Raw genomic sequence first — 17,927 nt, forward strand, 5'->3', positions numbered from 1 at the left:
GACAATCGTTTTCAATAGACCATCCGGTCCTACCGACAACGGTTGTCGTTCCAGACTGGGCCGTTCGGCCGTCTTGAGAACGATAATCATGTGCAACACTCGTCCCGCGGTCCCCGTCCGGACCGCGCCAACCCCACGATCGGAGTGCACCGACCTTGCGCACGACCGCACGCATCGCCTTGCTCCTGACGGCGGTGACCGGCCTGTCCGGCCTCGTCGCCACCACCGCCTCCGCCACGTCCCTCGTCACGATCGACACCGGCCACGTCGACGTCTTCGGCGTCGCCTACGAGGACGGCGAGTTCCACCTGCACGTCCACGACGAGGCCGCCGAGGCCGAGTACGAACCGGCCGAGGTCCTGCTCGTCGCCAAGTCCGCGGCGAGGACCACCGTGCCCGCCGACCCCGCCTACTCGTTCCTCGGCGCGCCCGGCGCGCCGGTCTGGGTGCTGCCCGAGGTCGAGGACCCGAACCTGCTGTGGCCCGGCATCGCCGCGGAGGAGGTCGAGCCCGGCGTGTTCGTCGACGGCTCGCTGCGCCTGCGCGTCGTGACCGTGTGCGGGCCCGACGACTTCAGCATCTTCACCACCGACGCCGTCGGCGCGCCGACCGTGCTGGTCGACAGCGGCAACGGCCTGCCCGACCGCATCGACCTGACCCCCGGCGGTCACCAGCACGCCAACTGGGCGTTCGAGGCGGCCGGCACCTACAGCGTCACCGTCCGCGCGGTCGGCACCCTCGCCGCGACCGGCGAGCGCGTCGTGTCCGCACCCGCCACCTACTCCTTCAAGGTGAACCGATGATCGCCCGTCTCGCCGCCGTCGCGCTCGCCGCGGGACTCGCCCTGGCCACCACGGGCACCGCGCACGCGACCACCCTCTCCTCCGGCCACGTCGACGTCATCGACGTCGACTGGACCGGCAGCGCCCTCACGCTCGACCTGCGTGACGGCACCACCTCCCCCGCCGTCGACCGCGACCCGTCCACCGTGACGCTCAACGCCGTCCCGGCGAGCAGGTCCACCGTCCCCTCCGGCGGCGCGTACTCGTTCCTCGGCGCGCCGGGATCGACGTTCTGGGTGTTGCCGCAGAACTCGGTCAGCGGCATCCTGTGGCCGGGCTTCGACACCTCGGGTGTCCCGTCCGGCGTGCTGCTGAACAACTCGGTGAGCGTGAAGCTCGTCTCGGTCACCGGACCCGCCGACTTCAGCGTCTACACCACCGGCTTCGGCGGCTCGGTGAGCGTGTGGTTCGACAGCGGCAACGGCCTGCCCGACACCCGCACCCTCGCGATCAACGGCCATGCCCACGCCAACTGGGCGTTCGAGGCGGCGGGCACCTACACCGCCGTCTTCGAGGTCACCGCCACCAAGGCGGCCGGCGGTGCGGTCACCACCGGCCAGAAGAGCTACACCTTCACCGTCCAGCCTTGATCCACATCCGGGAGTCGCGGTGGTGCTCGGTGAGCGCCACCGCGGCTTCGCGGTTCGTCAGCGGCACCAGACCTCCGATGAATCACGGCGTGTTTTCTGGTAGCGCTCCCAGCGAGTGGGCCGGACGCCCGCACCCCGATTCGAGACGCCCGAAAGTATTTCGACCCAGCGGTTGACAGCGCGACAACGACGTTCGTACCGTCTACCCACCACCAGGATAGCGCTTTCCAAGCCTATCCCAGGAAAGTTGAATCGTTTCATGACTGGCGGAGAGGTCGTCCCCGACGCCTGTGGTCGCGGGGACGCATCAAGGCATTTCTGGGAGCGTTCCCAGGAATGACGGAGCGAATGGAGCAACGGTGCTCATCAACTCGCGAGTGCGGGTGGTCGCCGCCGCTACGGCGATCGGCGCGCTGACCGGTGGACTCGTCATGGCGGGCGTGGCGTCGGCCGCCCCCGGCTGCGGGGTCGACTACGCGGTGTCGAACAAGTGGCAGGGCGGGTTCTCCGCCACCGTCACGATCAAGAACCTCGGCGACCCGGTGGACGGGTGGCGGCTGGCCTGGGCGTTCCCCGGCTCCGAGCGGTACGGCCAGGGCTGGAACGCGGTGTTCTCCGCTTCGGGGGCGAGCGTGACGGCGTCCAACGTGGACTACAACCGGCAGATCCCCACCGGGGGCACGGCGTCGTTCGGGTTCAACGGCACGATGACCGGTGACTCGGTCGGCACGCCGTCGTCGTTCACCCTCAACGGCACGACCTGCACGGGCAACGTCGACCCGACAAGCACGACCACCACGACCACGACGACGGACCCGGGTCCTGGCCAGGGTGACCCGACGGGTCGCAAACAGGTTGAGCGGCTGGACCGGGGCGTGGTGAGCGTGCGGTCGGGTTCGGGCAACCTGGTGAGCTGGCGGCTGTTGGCGGGCGATTCCCCGTCGACGGGCTTCAACGTCTACCGGGGCGGCACCAAGCTCAACTCCTCCCCGATCACCACGTCCACCAACTACCTGGACAGCGGCGCGGCGGCGGACGCTTCCTACACCGTGCGCGCGGTGGTCAACGGCACCGAGCAGGCGGCGTCCCCGGCCTCCCTGTCGTTCGGGTCCGGGTACCGGGACGTGCCGATCTCCGCGCCCAGCGGCGACCACAGCGCGAACGACGCGAGCGTGGGTGACCTGGACGGTGACGGCGACTACGAGTTCGTGCTCAAGTGGGACCCCAGCAACGCCAAGGACAACAGCCAGGCGGGCGTGACCGGGAACGTCTTCATCGACGCCTACCGCCTGGACGGGACGCGGTTGTGGCGGATCGACCTGGGTCGCAACATCCGGGCGGGTGCGCACTACACCCAGTTCCAGGTCTACGACTACGACGGTGACGGCAAGGCCGAGGTCGCGATGAAGACCGCGGACGGCACCCGTGACGGTCGTGGCACGGTGATCGGCAACGCCTCCGCCGACTACCGCAACTCCGACGGCTACATCCTCTCGGGGCCGGAGTTCCTGACGATGTTCAACGGTCAGACGGGTGCGGCGGTGTCGACGGTCAGCTACGACCCGCCGCGTGGCACGGTGTCGTCGTGGGGCGACAGCTACGGCAACCGGGTGGACCGGTTCCTGGCCGGTACCGCCTACCTCGACGGCGCACGCCCGTCACTGATCATGGCGCGGGGCTACTACACGCGCGCGGTCATCGCCGCCTGGGACTTCCGCAACGGCACCCTGACCAAGCGGTGGACCTTCGACTCCAACGCCTCCGGCAACGGCACCTACGCGGGCCAGGGCAACCACTCGCTGACCATCGGCGACGTGGACGCCGACGGCCGGGACGAGATCGTCTACGGCGCGGCCACGATCGACGACAACGGGCGCGGGTTGTGGAACACCCGGTTCGGCCACGGTGACGCGGCGCACCTGAGCGACCTCGACCCCTCGCGGCCGGGCCTGGAGTACTACAAGGTCTCCGAGAACAGCAACCAGCCCGGCACCTGGTTCGCCGACGCCCGCACCGGCCAGGTGCTGTGGCAGACCGCGCCGTCCGGCGACAACGGCCGCGGCGTGTCGGCCGACATCTACGCCGGCAGCCCCGGCGCGGAGTCCTGGTCCTCCGCCGACAGCCAGGTCCGCAACACGCGCGGCACCGGCATCGGCCGCAAGCCGTCGTCGGCGAACTTCCTCATCTGGTGGGACGGCGACCCGACCCGCGAGCTGCTCGACCAGACCCGCATCGACAAGTACGGCACCGGCGGCGACACGCGCCTGCTCACCGGTTCCGGCGTGCGCTCCAACAACGGCACCAAGGCCACCCCGTCGTTGAGCGGTGACATCCTCGGCGACTGGCGCGAGGAGGTCGTCTGGCCCACCACGGACAACCGGGCCCTGCGCATCTACGCCACGCCGAACCAGACCGACCGGCGCATCCCCACGCTGATGCACGACACCCAGTACCGCGTCGCCATCGCCTGGCAGAACACCGCCTACAACCAGCCGCCGCACCCGAGCTTCCACATCGGGAACGGCATGGCCACCCCGCCGTGGCCGGACGTGCACTACGCCGGCTGACGACCGACCTACCCGACCGGCCGTGTGCGTCCGAACTTCGGGCGCACACGGCCGGCCTTGACAGTGACGGGGCTTCTCCGGAATTGTGGAAAGCGCTTTCCAGACCTGTTCCCCGCCGAGGGAGGGAGCACCGTCCGGTGACCTCGTCCGACCCGCCGCGAGGGCACCGCGACCCCGGCGAGCACGCGCTGCGCGCACTCCGCCGCCTGTTCCGCCCGCACCGGCGGCACCTGCTCGGCGCACTGGCCGTCTTCGTCGTCAAGCACAGCCCGGTCTGGCTGCTCCCCCTGGTCACGGCCACCATCGTGGACACCGTGGTGCTGCGCCTGCCGCTGGCCGGGATGTGGGTCGCCACCGGCTTGATCATGTTCATCCTGGTCGTCAACTACCCGCTGCACCTGCTCTACGTCCGCCTGCTGCACGGGAGCGTGCGCCGGGCGGGCACCTCGCTGCGGTCGGCCCTGTGCACGCGGTTGCAGGAGCTGTCCATCGGCTACCACAACCGCACGAGCGCGGGCGTGCTCCAGGCGAAGGTCGTCCGCGACGTCGAGACGGTCGAGCAGATGGTGCAGCAGACGACCGACAGCGGCTTGGGCGCGGTCACCGTCCTGATCGGCGGGCTCACCGTGGTGGGCGTGCGCGCGCCGCAGTTCCTGCCGCTGCTGCTGGTGATCGTGCCGCTCGCCGCCCTGGTGGTGCTGCGCCTGCGGTCCAGCCTGCGCGACCACAACGAGGAGTTCCGCCAGGACGTCGAGCACCTGGCCGCGCGGGTGAACGAGATGACCCGGTTGATCCCGGTGACCCGCGCGCACGGCTTGGAGGGCCACGCGCTGCGCCGGATGGACGCCACCCTGCGGCGGGTCCTGGACTCGGGACTGCGGCTGGACCTGCTGAACGGCCGGGTCGCGTCGCTGTCGTGGGTGTTCCTCAACATCCTCGGCGTGGTCTTCCTGACGGCCTCGGCCCTGGTCGCCTACCTGGGCGTCTGGGGCATCACGGCGGGCGACGTCGTCATGCTCAGCGCGTTCCTCACGACGTCGACCACGTCGCTGGCCACGTTGATGAGCCTGGCACCGGTGATCTCCAAGGGACTGGAGTCCGTCCGCTCGGCGAGCGAGGTGCTGCGCACGCCCGACCTGGAGGACCACAAGGGCAAGGCGGAAGTCACGGCTGTCCGCGGCGCGGTGGAGTTCCGGGCCGTCGACCACGCCTACGCCGAGACCGGGCGGCCCGCCGTGCGGGACTTCACGCTCTCCGTCGCGCCCGGTGAGACGGTCGCCCTGGTCGGGCCGTCCGGTGCGGGCAAGTCGACCGTGCTGAACCTGCTCATCGGCTTCCTGCGGCCCCAATCGGGCCGGATCCTGCTCGACGGCGTCGACATGGCGGGGCTCGACCTGCGCACGTACCGGCGGTTCATCTCGGTGGTGCCGCAGGAGCCGATCCTGTTCGACGGCACGGTCCGCGAGAACGTCGCCTTCGGCCTGCCCGACGTCGACGACGCCGCGATCCGGGCGGCACTGCGCGACGCCAACGCCCTGGACTTCGTCGAGAGCCTGCCCGACGGGGTGGAGACGTCGGTGGCGGACCGCGGTTCCCACCTGTCCGGCGGCCAGCGGCAGCGCCTGGTCATCGCTCGCGCGCTGCTCAGGGACCCCCGCCTGCTCATCCTCGACGAGGCCACGTCCGCCCTGGACGTCGAGTCCGAGGCGCTGGTCCAGCAGGCGTTGGCGAGGCTGGTCCGCGGCCGGACCACGTTCGTGGTCGCCCACCGGTTGTCGACCGTGCGGAGCGCGGACCGGATCGTGGTCATGCGGGACGGCGCGATCCGGGAGACCGGCTCGCACGACGAGCTGCTGCGCGGCGGTGGCGTCTACGCCCGGCTGCACGCGGGGTGACCGGCCGTTATTCACTTGACCCGGGCGCGGGTTGCGGTTGCACTGCCGCGGACGCGCCGGAGATCTCGGCGCCCCGGTCCGGCGAAAGGCAGCGATGGAGATCCGTTCGACCACCGACGAGGACCACGGCGTCTTCATCGACACGCTCCACACCGCGTTCGGGCGCTTCCCGGAGACGACGGCCGACGGCCGCGGCACGTGGTGGTCGGCGTTGGAGCCGGACCGCGGGCTGCTCGCGGTGACCGCGGACGGGCGGCCCGTCGGCACCGCCGCCGCGTACTCCTTCGAGCTGACCCTGCCCGGTGAGGTCGTCGTGCCGACCTCCGGCGTGAGCGCCGTCGGCGTCGTGCCCACGCACCGCCGCCAGGGCGTGCTCAGCGCGATGATGCGGCACCAGCTGGCCGAGCTGCGGGGTCGCGGCGAGTTCCTGTCCGTGCTGCTGGCCTCCGAGGCGACGATCTACGGCCGGTTCGGCTACGGCCCGGCGACCCGCACGCGGCGGCTGACCGTGCAGCGGCACAAGGCCGCGCTCGCCGCCTCGCGAGCCGGAGGCGCGGGCGCCGGCTCGGGCTCGGTCGAGGTGATGCGGCGGGCGGAATGCGGTGAGCTGCTGGAACAGGTCTACGACCGGTACCGGCGGGCGCAGCCCGGGGCGCTGTCGCGTCCCCACCGCTGGTGGGACCGGCGCGCGGGGCAGCCGCCGACCTCGCCGGCACCGCGTTACATCGCGGTGCACCGCGACGCGGACGGCGTGCCGGACGGGTACGCGAGCTACTCGCTGGGTGACGGGGACACGTTGACCGTGGACGAGACGATCGCTACCGACGACTCCGTCTTCACCACCCTGGCCCGGTTCGTGCTCGGCCACGACCTGGTGGGCAAGGTGGTGTTCAAGCACGTCCCGCCCGACCACCCGCTGCGGTGGCAGTTCGCGGACCTCCGCGCCGCCGAGGTGGGCCACGACACCGACTGGCTGTGGGTGCGGCTGCTGGACGTCCCCCGCGCGCTGACCGCGCGTGGCTGGTCCGCCGACGGCGAGCTGGTGCTGGACGTCAGCGACCCGTTCCTGGACGAGCACGGCCGCTACGAGCTGGCGGTCCGCGGCGGCGTGGCCGAGTGCGTGCCCACGGACCGCGAGCCGGACCTGTCGCTGGACGTGCGCGACCTGGGCTCGGTCTACCTCGGCGGCACGGCGCCGAGCACGCTCGTGCGCGCCGGCCACGTCAAGGCGCACCACCCGGCCGCTGCCGCGCGCGCCGACGCCCTGTTCCGCACCGAACGCGCGCCGCACTGCCTGCACTGGTTCTGATCACGCGCGACAACCGCCTTCACCGTGCGGCTTCGGCGCAACGCCGGGCGAGGTGGGCGAACGCGTCCTTCAGCTCGGTCGGTCCGACCACCTCGATGTCGGCGTCGAACCGGCAGAGGCCGGCGGCCAGGGCGTGCCACGACCACGAGCCCTCCGTGAGGCGACAGCGGTCCGGGCCGAGTTCCTCCACCACGCCGTCGTGGACGAACGGCGACACCTCGGCGGCGGGCACGGCGAGGACCACCTCGCCGCGGCAGGGTGGGCCGCCCTGGTCGTCGGACCCGGAGAACCGCCCGGCGACGAACCCCGCCACGTCACCTCCGGGCACCTCGCGCGGGGTGAACCGGGGACCGGTGGGTGTGCGCGGCGTGACGCGGTCCGCGCGGAAGGTGCGCCAGTCGTCGCGGTCGAGGTCCCAGGCGACGAGGTACCAGCGGCCGCCCCGGGTGACGAGGTGGTGCGGCTCGGCCCGGCGCGGCGGTGTCGCGGCCGGGTCGCCGGAGCCGTAGTCGAAGCGCAGCACCTCTCGCGCGTGGACCGCGGCGCTGAGCGCCATCAGCACCCCGCTGTCCACCTGCGGTCGCGGGGTCCGTTCGACGGGGGTGACCCGGAACGTGTCGATGCGGTGGCGCAGCCTGGCGGGCATGACCTGCCGGACGGTGTTCAGCGCCCGTGCCGCGGCTTCCTCGATGCCCGCGCCGGACGTGGTGGCGATGCGCAGCGCCACGGACAGGGCCACGGCCTGCTCGTCGTCGAACAGCAGCGGCGGCAGTTGCGTGCCCGCACCCAGGCGGTAACCGCCGTCCGGCCCCTTGGTGGTCACGATGGGGTAGCCCAGCTCGCGCAGGCGGTCGACGTCGCGGCGCACCGTGCGCGGGCTGACCGCCAGCCGCTCGGCGAGCAGCGCGCCCGGCCAGTCGCGGCGCGCCTGCAACAGTGACAGCAGTGACAGCAGTCGTGCTGAGGTTTTCGGCATGTCCGCGATTGTGCCGGAAGAAGAGGACACACCCTGTCCACTACTGCTGCGAAGGTGGTCCACGTCAGGCACCGAGTCGACAGAGGAGCTCTCCTTGTCCGTCACGACCACCACCCACCTGAACTTCCGCGGTGACGCCCGCGCGGCGCTGGAGTTCTACCGATCCGCCTTCGGCGGGCACCTCGCCGTCGTCACCTACGCCGACGCGGGCGCCGTCCAGGTCGCGGCCGAGGCCGACCAGGTGATGTGGGGCCAGGTGCTCGCCGCGAACGGCTTCCACGTGATGGCCTACGACGTGCCGTCGCGGATGGGCTACGACCCGGGCGAGAACGCGTTCTTCGTCTCCGTGCGCGGCGAGACCGTCGAAGAGGTCACCGGCTACTGGGAGCGGCTGGGCGACGGCGCGACCGTCGTGGTACCGCTGGGCCCGGCGGGCTGGGCTCCCGCCTACGGCATGCTGCGCGACCGGTTCGGCGTCGTCTGGGTCGTCGACGTCGCCGCCGAGCACAACGCCTGACACCTGGTCCGCGGGGTGGGCGGCACGGGCCGCCCACCCACCCGAATACCCGACGGGACGGCACCGCGATGAAGATGCTCGACTCACGGGCGCTCAACCGGGCGACGCTCGCCCGGCAGTTCCTGCTCGACCGCGCCGACGTGCCGGTGCCGGCCGCCGTGGCGCACCTGTGCGGCTTGCAGGCGCAGGAACCGCAGGAACCGTTCGTCGGCCTGTGGTCACGGCTGCGCGCGTTCGACCCGACCGCGCTGGACGACCTGCTGACCGGGCGGCGCGTGGTGCGGACCCACCTCATGCGCCGCACGGTCCACCTCGTCACCGCCGACGACGCGCTGGCCTGGCGCGCCCGCCACGACCCCATGCTGCGCCAACGGGTCCTCGGCGTGTACCGCCGCGAGTTCGACGGCGTGGACCTCGACGAGCTGGCGACGGCGGCCCGGGACGTGATGGCCGACGGCGAGCCCCGCACCATGCCCGAACTCGGCCGGGCGCTCGCTCCCCGTTGGCCGTCGGCCGGACCCCGGGCACTGGGCGAGATGGTGGTCGCCGCCCTCATCCCGACCGTCCAACTGCCACCGCGCGGGTTGTGGCGCCGGAAGGCCGGCGCGCGGACCGTGCCGATGTCCTCGTGGTTGGGCCGGGAGGTGCCCCCACCCGCGCCGGACGGCTCCGACCCGGTCGGCGCGGCGCTGGTGGCGCGCTACCTGGCCGCGTTCGGCCCGGCGACCGCGGCCGACCTGCGCTCCTGGTCCGGCCTCGCCGGCCTGCCCCGCGCCGTGGCCGCCGCCCGCGGCGACCTGATCGCGTTCCGCGACGAGCACGGCCGCGAACTGCTCGACCTGCCGGACGCCCCGCGCCCCGACCCCGACACCCCCGCGCCGGTGCGCTTCCTGCCCGCGTTCGACAACGCCATCCTCGGCTACCACGACCGCACCCGGATCATCGACCACGCCCACCGGGGCCTGTCGGTCGCCGGCGCGCGCGTCGTCCTGGTCGACGGCCGGGTCACCGCCACCTGGACCAGCGACGCGGACGGCGTCGCCGTCACCCCGCTGCGGGCCCTCACCGCGACCGAGCACGCCGCCGTCGTCACGGAAGGTCGGGACCTCGCGGCGTTCCTGACCGGCAGCGACCGCGTGGAGGTCGCGCGCCGTGCTCTCGGGCCCGCGAGGTCACGGGCGTCGCGGGCCGCCCGGCTCGACGGGTCGTCGGGAGGACCTGGTCCGGAACAACAACCACGCGGCCAGGGCGATCGGGAACCACAGCGACAGCCGCTGCCAGCCGAGGTCGTCCACGCGGACCACGTGCAGCTCGTGGTAGACCAGGTGCGGCACGCTGAACAGCAACGAACCGACCAGGACCGCTCGGACGAACACCGGCTCGGGCCACCGGACGCAGACCGCGGCGACGGGCGCGAACTGCAACAGGGCCAACCCGAAGTCGCGCACGAGGTGTTCGTTGTAGGGCGGGAACAAGCGCACCCAGGCGTGGGCGGAGGTCGGGAAGGTGGTGAAGAACCCGGCCGGTGACACCGCCGCCCACAACGCGGGTCCGGTCTGCCACAGCAGCAGCAGCGCCAAGCCCAGTCGGAGCCGCGTCGTCGTGCCCATTCTCCGTCCCCGGGGTTCGTGGCGAGCCGTGCCTTCGCCGGAGTGCGCACCCCAGCCGATAACCGTCTAACACCTGCGCATACCGAGCGCACGACGGATCACCCGAACGGTTCGCCAACCGTCGCCCGGAGGGATTACCTCCGTGGTCGGTCGGTGCGACGCAGTGCGGTCGCGGTCCGGTGTGGAGGGATTCGCTCGTTCGTGGCGGCACTGTGGTCGTCCGGTGGGGCGGGAGAGCCGGAGGATGGCGGTATGCCCTCCGCAGCCCGGGAAAGGGGACGGACCATGATGGACTTCCGACGTGCCGCCTCGACGACGGTCGCCTGGGTCGCCGCGCTCGGCACGGTGACCGCGTTGACCACCACTCCCTCGGCCGTGGCGGCAGCGTCCTGCGCCGTCCGGGACGGCGTCTACGGTGCCGCGTTCTACGGTGAGGAGGACGCCCTGCTCACCGACGAGTCGGGTGACGCGGGCACGCCGGTCGTGCTGCGGCCCGCGCTCGGCGAACCCGGCTACCAGGAGTGGGCCGTCGACTCCAGCGGCGACGGCACGTGCACCATCCGGAACCTGCGCAGCGGCCTCTACCTGACACCCGCCGCCGCGACGGTGCGGCCGCACCGACTCGTCCTCGTCGACACCCGCCCGTTCGAGTGGCAGGTGCGCATCAGCTCACAAGCCGACCGGGTGTTCATCTCGACCCCGCTGCCCGATGGCGAACTGCGGCTCGACCAAGCACCGCTGCCGATCGACCCGCCTCACGTCGACCTCCAACCACCCCGTCCCTACGGCGCGCAGGAGTGGCAGCTGATCCGACACGAGTGATGTGCCGTTGCGGAGCCCTTACCACCCGCGGCGCCCTGACCAGGCCCACGTGGGCCACCCACCGCGGTGGGTGGCCGGGTTCGTCACCGCGCGGACGCTTCGAGCAGCAGGCGGCGGGGGCGCAGGGCGGTGGACAGCGCCACCGGCCGGACGTCGCTGCCCCGCGCGCCGCGCAACCGCCACCGGCTCACCAGCGTCGCCAGCAGCAGGCTGCTCTCGGCCAGCCCGAACGCCTCCCCCGCGCACTTGCGCGCACCGCCGCCGAACGTGACGAACCCACCGCGGGGCAGTTCCCGCGCCCGCGCCGGCAGCCACCGGTCCGGGTCGAACGCGTGCGGCCGGTCGTGCACCCCGGCGCGCAGGTGCACCGCGGGCGGGCAGAACGCCACCGTCGTGCCGGCCGGCAGCCGGTGGCCGCCCAGCTCCACCTCCTCGGTGGTGATCCGGGTGAACAGCCACCCCGGCGGGTACAGGCGCAACGCCTCGGTGACCACGCGCCCGGTGCGCGACAGGCGCGCGAGGTCGGAGGCCCGGACCGGTCGGCCGCCCAGCACCTCGTCGACCTCGGCCCGGAGCCGGTGCGCCGCGTCGGGGTGCCGGTCGAGCAGGTGCAGCGCCCACGAGACCGTCGCCGCCACGCTGTCGGACCCGGCCACCAGCATCGTCAGCACCTGGTCGCCGAGCTCGGCGTCGTCCAGCCGGTCGCGCCCGTCCTCGTCCCGTGCGGCCAGCAGCGAGGACAGCAGGTCGCCCCGGTCGCCGTCGCCGCGGCGGTACACCTCGACCATGGAGTCGATGGCGCGCCGCAGGTCGCCCAGCGCCCGGTCGAAGCGGCGGTTGACCGGCACCGGCAGCCGTTGCACCACCGCGGGCACGAACATCCGCGCGGTGATCTGGTGCAGCAACGTCTCCACCGACCGCCGCATCCGCTCCACCGCCCCGTCGTCGGCACGGGTGGTGAACAGGCACCGCAGCACGGTGCGCAACGCGGCGCCGAACAACGCCGGGTACACGTCGACGACCTGCCCGTCCCGCCAACCGGACGTCAACGCCGAGGACTCCTCCGCCATGACCGCCGCGTAGCGCTCCAGCCGGGCGCGGTGGAACGCGGGCTGGATCAACCGCCGCTGCCTGCGGTGCTCGGCGTGCGGGCAACTGCCGACGCCGTTGCCGATCGTGGCCCGCACCCGGTCGAAGAACGGCCCACCCTTGTCGAACACCCGGTCGTCGGTCAACACCTGCCACACCAGGTCCGGGTGGCACGGCACGTAGGCCCGCACCGGGCCCAACCGCACCTCCACCAGGTCGCCCAGCGCGGACAGCGACCCGATGAACCGCAACGGGTCGCGCATCATCGGCCACGCGTGACCGATCACCGGCAGCGCTCCCGGCGCCACCGCCGCGGTGCGGTTCATCGGACCTCCAGCGATGTGCTCGCGCCCGGCCCACGATGACGGCCGGGGACCGCCACCGCACGTCGGGACCACGCGTTCGGTCGACCGGCGATCAGGTGACCGGCGAGCCCCGCGCGACGGATCGCCGACGAACGGCCGGGGGCACGGCCCGGGTCCGTGCCCCCGCGACGATCACCGGCCGGCGCGCCGCGCCCACGCCGTGAACGGGTCGAGCGCTCCCGCCACCCGCAACGGCTCGACGGTCCGGCCGCCGCGGTCGAGGCCGCGGTGGGAGGCCCGGTAGTCGAACCCGTACCGCGCCGCCTCATCGGCTCCGACCGCGTAGTAGACGGTGTCGACGCCGAGGTCGAACGCGAACCGGTAGCACATCCCGCACGGCTCGCCCGAGGCCAGCAGCACGGACTCGGACACCGGCGCCGATCCGGCCCGCTCCGCCTCGCGCAGCGCCACGACCTCGGCGTGCGCGGTGGGGTCCTGCTCGACCAGCACGCGGTTCACCCCGGTGCCGAGGACCCCGGCGGTGGGGTGGAGCACCACCCCCGCGAACGGGATGCCGCCACGCTCGACCTCCGCCAGTGCGATCCGCACCGCGTCCCGCAGGTGGTCGGTGATCCGGTCGACGTCCAGCGTGGGCATCACGCCTGCCCCGAGGCGTACTTCGGGCTGGAGGCCAGCTTCAGCCACACCACGCCACCGATGATCACCGCCAGCCAGAGGACGCGCGCCGGGGTGAGGGGCTGGTCGAGCAGGAACGCGCTGACGACGGCCGCGCCGGACGAGCCGATGCCGGTCCAGACCGCGTAGCCGATGCCGACGTCGATGTTCTTCAGCGCGAGGCTGAGCGTGAAGACGGTGAGGAAGAAGAACACGCCCGCGGCGATCGACCAGCTCAGGTCGGTGAAGCCCTTGCTGCCGCCGACGCTGACCGCGTAGCCGATCTCGACGAGGCCCGCGAGCAGCAGGATCAGCCAGGCGCGGCGGTTCGCGGTGGCGGTCGTGTCCTCGTGCCGGGTGGTGCCGGGTTGGGTCGAGGTGGTCATCTCGTGTGCATCCTTTGCGATGGTCTACGTGCAGGTCCGAGGGCGCGGCGGGTCAGACGGCCGCGCCGGAGAGCTCCAGCCCCACCACGCCGACGATGACGACGGCGATGCCGAGGACCTTGCGCCAGTCGAGGCGCTCCTTGAACAGCAGCGTGCCGAGCAGCACGATGCCGACCGAGCCGAGGCCGGTCCAGATCGCGTAGCCCACGCCGACGTCCAGGGTGATGAGCGCGAGGCTCAGGAAGAACGTGCCCAGCGCGCCGATGACGAGCGTGAGGACGGACGGCCACAGCCGGGTGAAGCCCTTGGCGGCGTTGGCGCACAGCGCGAAGGCGATCTCGAAGACGGTGGCGATCGCCAGGTAGACCCAGTGCATGTCGCTTCCTTTCGTTGCTAGCTCAGCGCTTCGCGCAGGTTGTCCAGGTTCGGCACGCCCTCGATGCGGTGCCGGCCGATGTCGATGGTCGGGACGGCCCGCACGCCCGCCTGCCGGGCTTCGGCCACCGCCGCCCGGTGCTGCTCGGCGTACCGGCGCTCGGCCAGCGCGGCAGCGAACTCCCCCGCGTCCAGGCCCACCTCGGCGGCGATCTCCGCCAGCACGTCCGGCCGGCCGATGTCGCGGTCGTGCTGGAAGAACGCCCGCAGCACCGCCCGGTGGTACTGCCTGGCCAGACCGTGCTGCTCGGCGAACAACGCGCCCTCGAACGGCAGGTGCGTGTACGGCTGCGGCGACACGGTCGGCAACTTGATCGGCACACCGAGCCGCTCGGCCATCGGGTAGACCGAGGAGCGCCAGACCCGGGGCAGGTACTCGTCCTCCGGGCGGAGGGTGGGGTTCGGGTGGGGCCGCAGCTCGTAGGGCCGCCACCGGACCGCGGCACCGGCCTCCGCGGCGGCCGTCTCGATGACGTCCTCCGCGAGCAGGCAGTAGGGGCACACGTAGTCGAAGTAGACGACGACCTCCGGTGGGTTCATGTCTCCTCTCCGTCCGCACTCTCGGGTACGGACTAGATGGTTGCATGCATGTACATGCTCTTGTCAAGCCTCCACCGCTGACGGACCACCGATCTCCTCGATACGCGGTTGAACTGCGCAAACATGTTCTTGACCATCCGGCCGTCACCGATCACACACTCAGCTCGGTTCTTGCACAGGCATGTACCTGCGTCCGAGTGGAGCTTCCGTTCGAACGCGGCAACCAGGACTGACCAGCAGTTTTGCCGGACGGGGGGCGCACGAGACCTTCGGCCCTCGGCGCCGCGGCCGGTAGAGTCGTTCCCAGCCCGTTGTATGTACCAGCATCCTCGGCACCGGCCAAGCCGAACGCGGACTAGAATGTTGCTCACGCATGGACTTGGCTGCCCGATCCGAAGCGCAGGTGACGAGATGAGCGCAGCTCCCCGCCAGACCACCGAAGCGACCGCCTCCGACCAGGCCGCCTGGAACCGGGTGCTGACCCTGCACGTCCTCGTCGAACGCCAGTTGGCGCAGGCCATGCAGCGCCGCCACGGCGTCGGGCTGTCGGAGTACCGGGCGCTGGCCGAGCTGTCGAAGTCGGCCGCGGGCGAGTGGCGCATGCAGGAACTCGCCGACCGGATCGGCCTGGGCCAGAGCTCGGTGACCCGCCTCGTGGCACGCCTGGACGCCCTCGGCTTCGCCCGCCGTGACCTGTGCCCCGACGACAAGCGCGGCGTCTACGCCGTCATCACCGACGAGGGCAGGCAGCTGCACGTCGCCGCCACGGTCACCTACGCCGAGGTGCTCAGCTCCGCCTTGAACACCGCCGGCGCCGACCAGGAGCTCGCCCGCCTCGTGCAGGCGATCCGCAGCGCCGGCTGACCCGGTTCCCCCTCTCGCAGCAGTGCCGTCGACAGCCGGAGCACCCTCCTGGTGCGCCACTCGGGCGCACTCGGCAGCGGCGATGTGTGATCCCCGCACCGGGACCGAAGTAGTTGCTTGACCGTGCATCTGAGTGCCGATTAGGTTACGGGGTCGCAGCGACAGGACGGTCGGGACCGCTGAGCGATCAGCCGGGGCGAACCCCTTGCCGCTTCAGCGGCCACGCCGACCTCCCGGCGCCACGCGGCGCCGGTCCCTCGCTCAGGCAGCCCTTTTTCGCGGCACATCTTGCTCCGAGGAGGAATCGTGCCTTCGTCGCGTTTGCTCGGTCACCTCGCCGAACACGCGGTGAACCGCTCCCGGTCGGTCGCACTGGTCTGCGCGGACCGGAAGTGGACGTACGGCGAGTTGTCCGGGCTCGCCGAGCGGTACGCGGCCGAACTGACCGCGCTCGGCGTGACCCCCCGACGGCCGGTGTGCGTTCCCGCGCACAAGTCGGCCGAGACCATCGCGTTGTTGATCGCCTGCTTCACGGTGGGCGCGAGCGTCCTCGTGCCCTCGTCCGAACTGGGTCCCGCGGCTCTGCGGACCATCTGCGAGCAGGCACGGTGCTCGCACGTCCTCACCGCGGGCGCCGACGGGCGGCCGGTGTCGACGGTGGTCGAGGCCGGTGAACCCGAGGGTTTCGCACCCGTCGACCCGAGCGTCGCCAAGATCGTGTTCACCACGTCCGGCTCCACCGGCACTCCGAAGATCGTCCCCGTGCCCGAGTCCGGTTTCGACGACTTCGCGCAGTGGGCGGCGAAGCAGTTCGAACTGACGGCGGACGACGTCTCGCTCAGCTACGCCCCGCTCAACTTCGACCTGTCGTTGCTCGACGTGTGGGTCTTCCTGCGCTTGGGCGCCCAGGTCGTGCTGGTCGACCCGGCCGCGGGCGCGGACGGCAAGCGGCTGCGCCTGCTGGTGGACGACCACGGCGTCACGTTCGTCCAGGGTGTGCCGCTGGTGCACCGACTGCTCACCGAGGACGAAGACCTGACGTTCCCGACCAGGACCGTCGTGTTCACCGGTGAAGCGCTCCCGCGTCGGCTCCTGCCCCGCGTCGCCCGCGCGTTCCCGAGGGCCCGGCTGTACAACGTCTTCGGCTGCACCGAGACCAACGACAGCTTCATCCACGAGGTCGACCCGGCGACCGCGGGACCGCGGATACCCATCGGCCGGCCGATCGACGGTGTGGACGCCGTGCTCATCGACGACGACGGTGCCGTTGTCGACGGGCCGGGGACCGGCGAGCTGCTGGTTCGGACACCGTTCCAGACCACCGGGTACCTGGAACGCGCGCTCAACGACAAGGCGTTCCGCCCGGCCCCGAACGGCGTCGGCGGACCGTTCTACCGGACCGGCGACCTGGCGACCCGGTGCGCCGACGGTTCGTTCGTCCTGGAAGGACGGCGCGACTTCCAGGTGAAGGTGCGCGGCATCCGCACGAACGTGCTGGAGGTCGAGGCCGTGCTGGCCGCGCACCCGCAGGTCGAGGCGGCCGCGGTCGTCGCCGTGCCCGACGACGTGGCGGGGCACCGCCTGCACGCCGAGGTCGAGCGCAAGCCCGGATCCGGGCTGACCTCGCTCCGACTGCGCGCCCACGGCGCGAAGACCCTGCCGCGCCACGCCATCCCGTCCACGATCCGCGTCGGTGACGCACCGCTGCCCCGCACCTCCACCGGCAAACCGGATCGGACCCTGATCAAGCACAGCGTCATGGAGGGCGTTGACTGATGGACCTGGAAGACCGGATCCGCGAGCACATCGTCGCCGAGTTCCTGTCCGGTGAGGACGTCACCGACCTGACCGACGACTTCGACCTCGTCGCGAACGGCGTCGTCGACAGCCTGGGCCTGGTCCGGCTCATCTCGCACATCAGCAAGACCTACGCCATCCCGGTCGACGACATCCCGCTCGACCCGGCGAGCTTCCGCGACATCGAGCACATCTGCTCGTTCATCCGGCAGACGAGCACCGCCGCGTCGGTCTGACCGGGGCGGCCCTTCCCCGAAAACCCATTCAACTAGGAGAGACCACGTGATCGTCCGCAGCTACGACGAGATCGCCCCGGTCGAGTGGGGCAACGGCACGAGCCACCGCCTGCTCACCGAGTCCGACGGCCTGGGCTTCACCGTCTGCGAGACGTTGGTGCGCCAGGGCACGACCAGCGCCCTGCAGTACCGGCGGCACCTGGAGGCGTGCTACTGCATCGGCGGTTCCGGCGAGGTCGTCACGGCCGACGGTGAACGCCACAAGATCGTCGAGGGCACCCTGTACGCGCTGGACAAGCACGACGCGCACTACCTCGTCGCCTCCGACGACGAGGACCTGAGGCTCATCTCGGTGTTCAACCCCCCGCTGCGGGGCGACGAGAGGCACTCGTTATCCGACGACGGGTTCTCCCAGTACTGATCCGGTCACGGTGGGGGTCGCCCGCCGGCCGGGTGGCCCCCGCCCACGGCA

General features: G+C 71.9%; 17 protein-coding genes and 1 pseudogene. 12 read left to right on the top strand and 6 right to left on the bottom strand.

Annotated features, from left to right (window positions below):
• Window positions 1–155: 155 nt before the first annotated feature.
• The 5 genes from FHX81_RS03805 (at window position 156) to FHX81_RS03825 (ending at window position 7,203) form a co-directional block, all read left to right on the top strand.
• Window positions 156–803: a choice-of-anchor M domain-containing protein gene (locus FHX81_RS03805; RefSeq protein ID WP_141975227.1), complete on the top strand. Its 648-nt coding sequence runs from the start codon at window positions 156–158 to the stop codon at window positions 801–803.
• Window positions 800–1,432, top strand: a complete 633-nt coding sequence (locus FHX81_RS03810) for a choice-of-anchor M domain-containing protein (RefSeq protein ID WP_141975228.1) — start codon at window positions 800–802, stop codon at window positions 1,430–1,432. The genes FHX81_RS03805 and FHX81_RS03810 overlap by 4 nt, the downstream gene beginning before the upstream one ends.
• Window positions 1,433–1,791: 359 nt before the next feature.
• On the top strand, window positions 1,792–3,999 hold the full coding sequence (locus tag FHX81_RS03815) for a rhamnogalacturonan lyase family protein (protein ID WP_281291714.1): 2,208 nt from the start codon (window positions 1,792–1,794) through the stop codon (window positions 3,997–3,999).
• A gap of 137 nt (window positions 4,000–4,136) precedes the next feature.
• Entirely contained in the window at window positions 4,137–5,894 is a 1,758-nt protein-coding gene (locus tag FHX81_RS03820) for an ABC transporter ATP-binding protein (protein ID WP_141975229.1), read from the top strand.
• Window positions 5,895–5,988: 94 nt separating this feature from the next.
• Complete coding sequence (locus FHX81_RS03825) at window positions 5,989–7,203, top strand: GNAT family N-acetyltransferase (RefSeq protein WP_141975230.1); 1,215 nt, start codon at window positions 5,989–5,991, stop codon at window positions 7,201–7,203.
• Window positions 7,204–7,222: 19 nt separating this feature from the next.
• Here the strand turns inward: FHX81_RS03825 and FHX81_RS03830 are convergent, their stop codons facing one another.
• The gene (locus FHX81_RS03830; RefSeq protein ID WP_141975231.1) at window positions 7,223–8,179 is read right to left on the bottom strand and encodes a helix-turn-helix transcriptional regulator; all 957 of its coding nucleotides are present in this window, start codon (window positions 8,177–8,179) and stop codon (window positions 7,223–7,225) included.
• A gap of 94 nt (window positions 8,180–8,273) precedes the next feature.
• Here FHX81_RS03830 and FHX81_RS03835 point away from each other — a divergent pair, with 94 nt between their 5' ends.
• The 3 genes and pseudogenes from FHX81_RS03835 to FHX81_RS03845 all read left to right on the top strand — a co-directional run bounded on the left by FHX81_RS03835 (window position 8,274) and on the right by FHX81_RS03845 (window position 11,128).
• Window positions 8,274–8,696: a VOC family protein gene (locus FHX81_RS03835; RefSeq protein ID WP_141975232.1), complete on the top strand. Its 423-nt coding sequence runs from the start codon at window positions 8,274–8,276 to the stop codon at window positions 8,694–8,696.
• Between the two features lie 68 nt (window positions 8,697–8,764).
• Window positions 8,765–9,841, top strand: a pseudogene (locus tag FHX81_RS03840) (winged helix DNA-binding domain-containing protein); the annotation flags it as partial.
• 750 nt (window positions 9,842–10,591) lie between these two features.
• Complete coding sequence (locus FHX81_RS03845; protein WP_141975234.1) at window positions 10,592–11,128, top strand: RICIN domain-containing protein; 537 nt, start codon at window positions 10,592–10,594, stop codon at window positions 11,126–11,128.
• A gap of 83 nt (window positions 11,129–11,211) precedes the next feature.
• On the opposite strand, the gene FHX81_RS03850 is transcribed toward FHX81_RS03845, so the two are convergent.
• The 5 genes from FHX81_RS03850 to FHX81_RS03870 all read right to left on the bottom strand — a co-directional run bounded on the left by FHX81_RS03850 (window position 11,212) and on the right by FHX81_RS03870 (window position 14,558).
• Window positions 11,212–12,543 carry a cytochrome P450 gene (locus tag FHX81_RS03850; protein WP_211363365.1) on the bottom strand — a complete coding sequence of 444 codons (1,332 nt, stop codon included), beginning with the start codon at window positions 12,541–12,543 and terminating at the stop codon, window positions 11,212–11,214.
• A gap of 171 nt (window positions 12,544–12,714) precedes the next feature.
• Window positions 12,715–13,179 (bottom strand): deaminase, encoded by a 465-nt coding sequence (locus FHX81_RS03855; RefSeq protein WP_141975235.1) that lies wholly within the window; start codon window positions 13,177–13,179, stop codon window positions 12,715–12,717.
• On the bottom strand, window positions 13,179–13,583 hold the full coding sequence (locus FHX81_RS03860; RefSeq protein WP_141975236.1) for a DMT family transporter: 405 nt from the start codon (window positions 13,581–13,583) through the stop codon (window positions 13,179–13,181). Before FHX81_RS03860 ends, FHX81_RS03855 begins: the two co-directional genes overlap by 1 nt.
• Window positions 13,584–13,635: 52 nt before the next feature.
• Complete coding sequence (locus FHX81_RS03865) at window positions 13,636–13,959, bottom strand: DMT family transporter (protein WP_141975237.1); 324 nt, start codon at window positions 13,957–13,959, stop codon at window positions 13,636–13,638.
• Window positions 13,960–13,976: 17 nt separating this feature from the next.
• Window positions 13,977–14,558, bottom strand: a complete 582-nt coding sequence (locus tag FHX81_RS03870; protein ID WP_141975238.1) for a DsbA family oxidoreductase — start codon at window positions 14,556–14,558, stop codon at window positions 13,977–13,979.
• Between the two features lie 411 nt (window positions 14,559–14,969).
• Between FHX81_RS03870 and FHX81_RS03875 the strand changes: the two genes are divergently transcribed.
• The 4 genes from FHX81_RS03875 (at window position 14,970) to FHX81_RS03890 (ending at window position 17,876) form a co-directional block, all read left to right on the top strand.
• Window positions 14,970–15,422, top strand: coding sequence for a MarR family winged helix-turn-helix transcriptional regulator (locus tag FHX81_RS03875; protein WP_141975239.1), 453 nt, complete (start codon window positions 14,970–14,972; stop codon window positions 15,420–15,422).
• Window positions 15,423–15,728: 306 nt separating this feature from the next.
• Window positions 15,729–17,198 carry an AMP-binding protein gene (locus FHX81_RS03880; RefSeq protein WP_141975240.1) on the top strand — a complete coding sequence of 490 codons (1,470 nt, stop codon included), beginning with the start codon at window positions 15,729–15,731 and terminating at the stop codon, window positions 17,196–17,198.
• Window positions 17,198–17,455 (top strand): acyl carrier protein, encoded by a 258-nt coding sequence (locus tag FHX81_RS03885; RefSeq protein ID WP_141975241.1) that lies wholly within the window; start codon window positions 17,198–17,200, stop codon window positions 17,453–17,455. The genes FHX81_RS03880 and FHX81_RS03885 overlap by 1 nt, the downstream gene beginning before the upstream one ends.
• Before the next feature lie 46 nt (window positions 17,456–17,501).
• Window positions 17,502–17,876, top strand: a complete 375-nt coding sequence (locus tag FHX81_RS03890; RefSeq protein WP_141975242.1) for an ectoine synthase — start codon at window positions 17,502–17,504, stop codon at window positions 17,874–17,876.
• Window positions 17,877–17,927: the final 51 nt, after the last annotated feature.

The sequence above is a fragment of the Saccharothrix saharensis genome (genome assembly GCF_006716745.1).
Classification (GTDB): domain Bacteria; phylum Actinomycetota; class Actinomycetes; order Mycobacteriales; family Pseudonocardiaceae; genus Actinosynnema; species Actinosynnema saharense.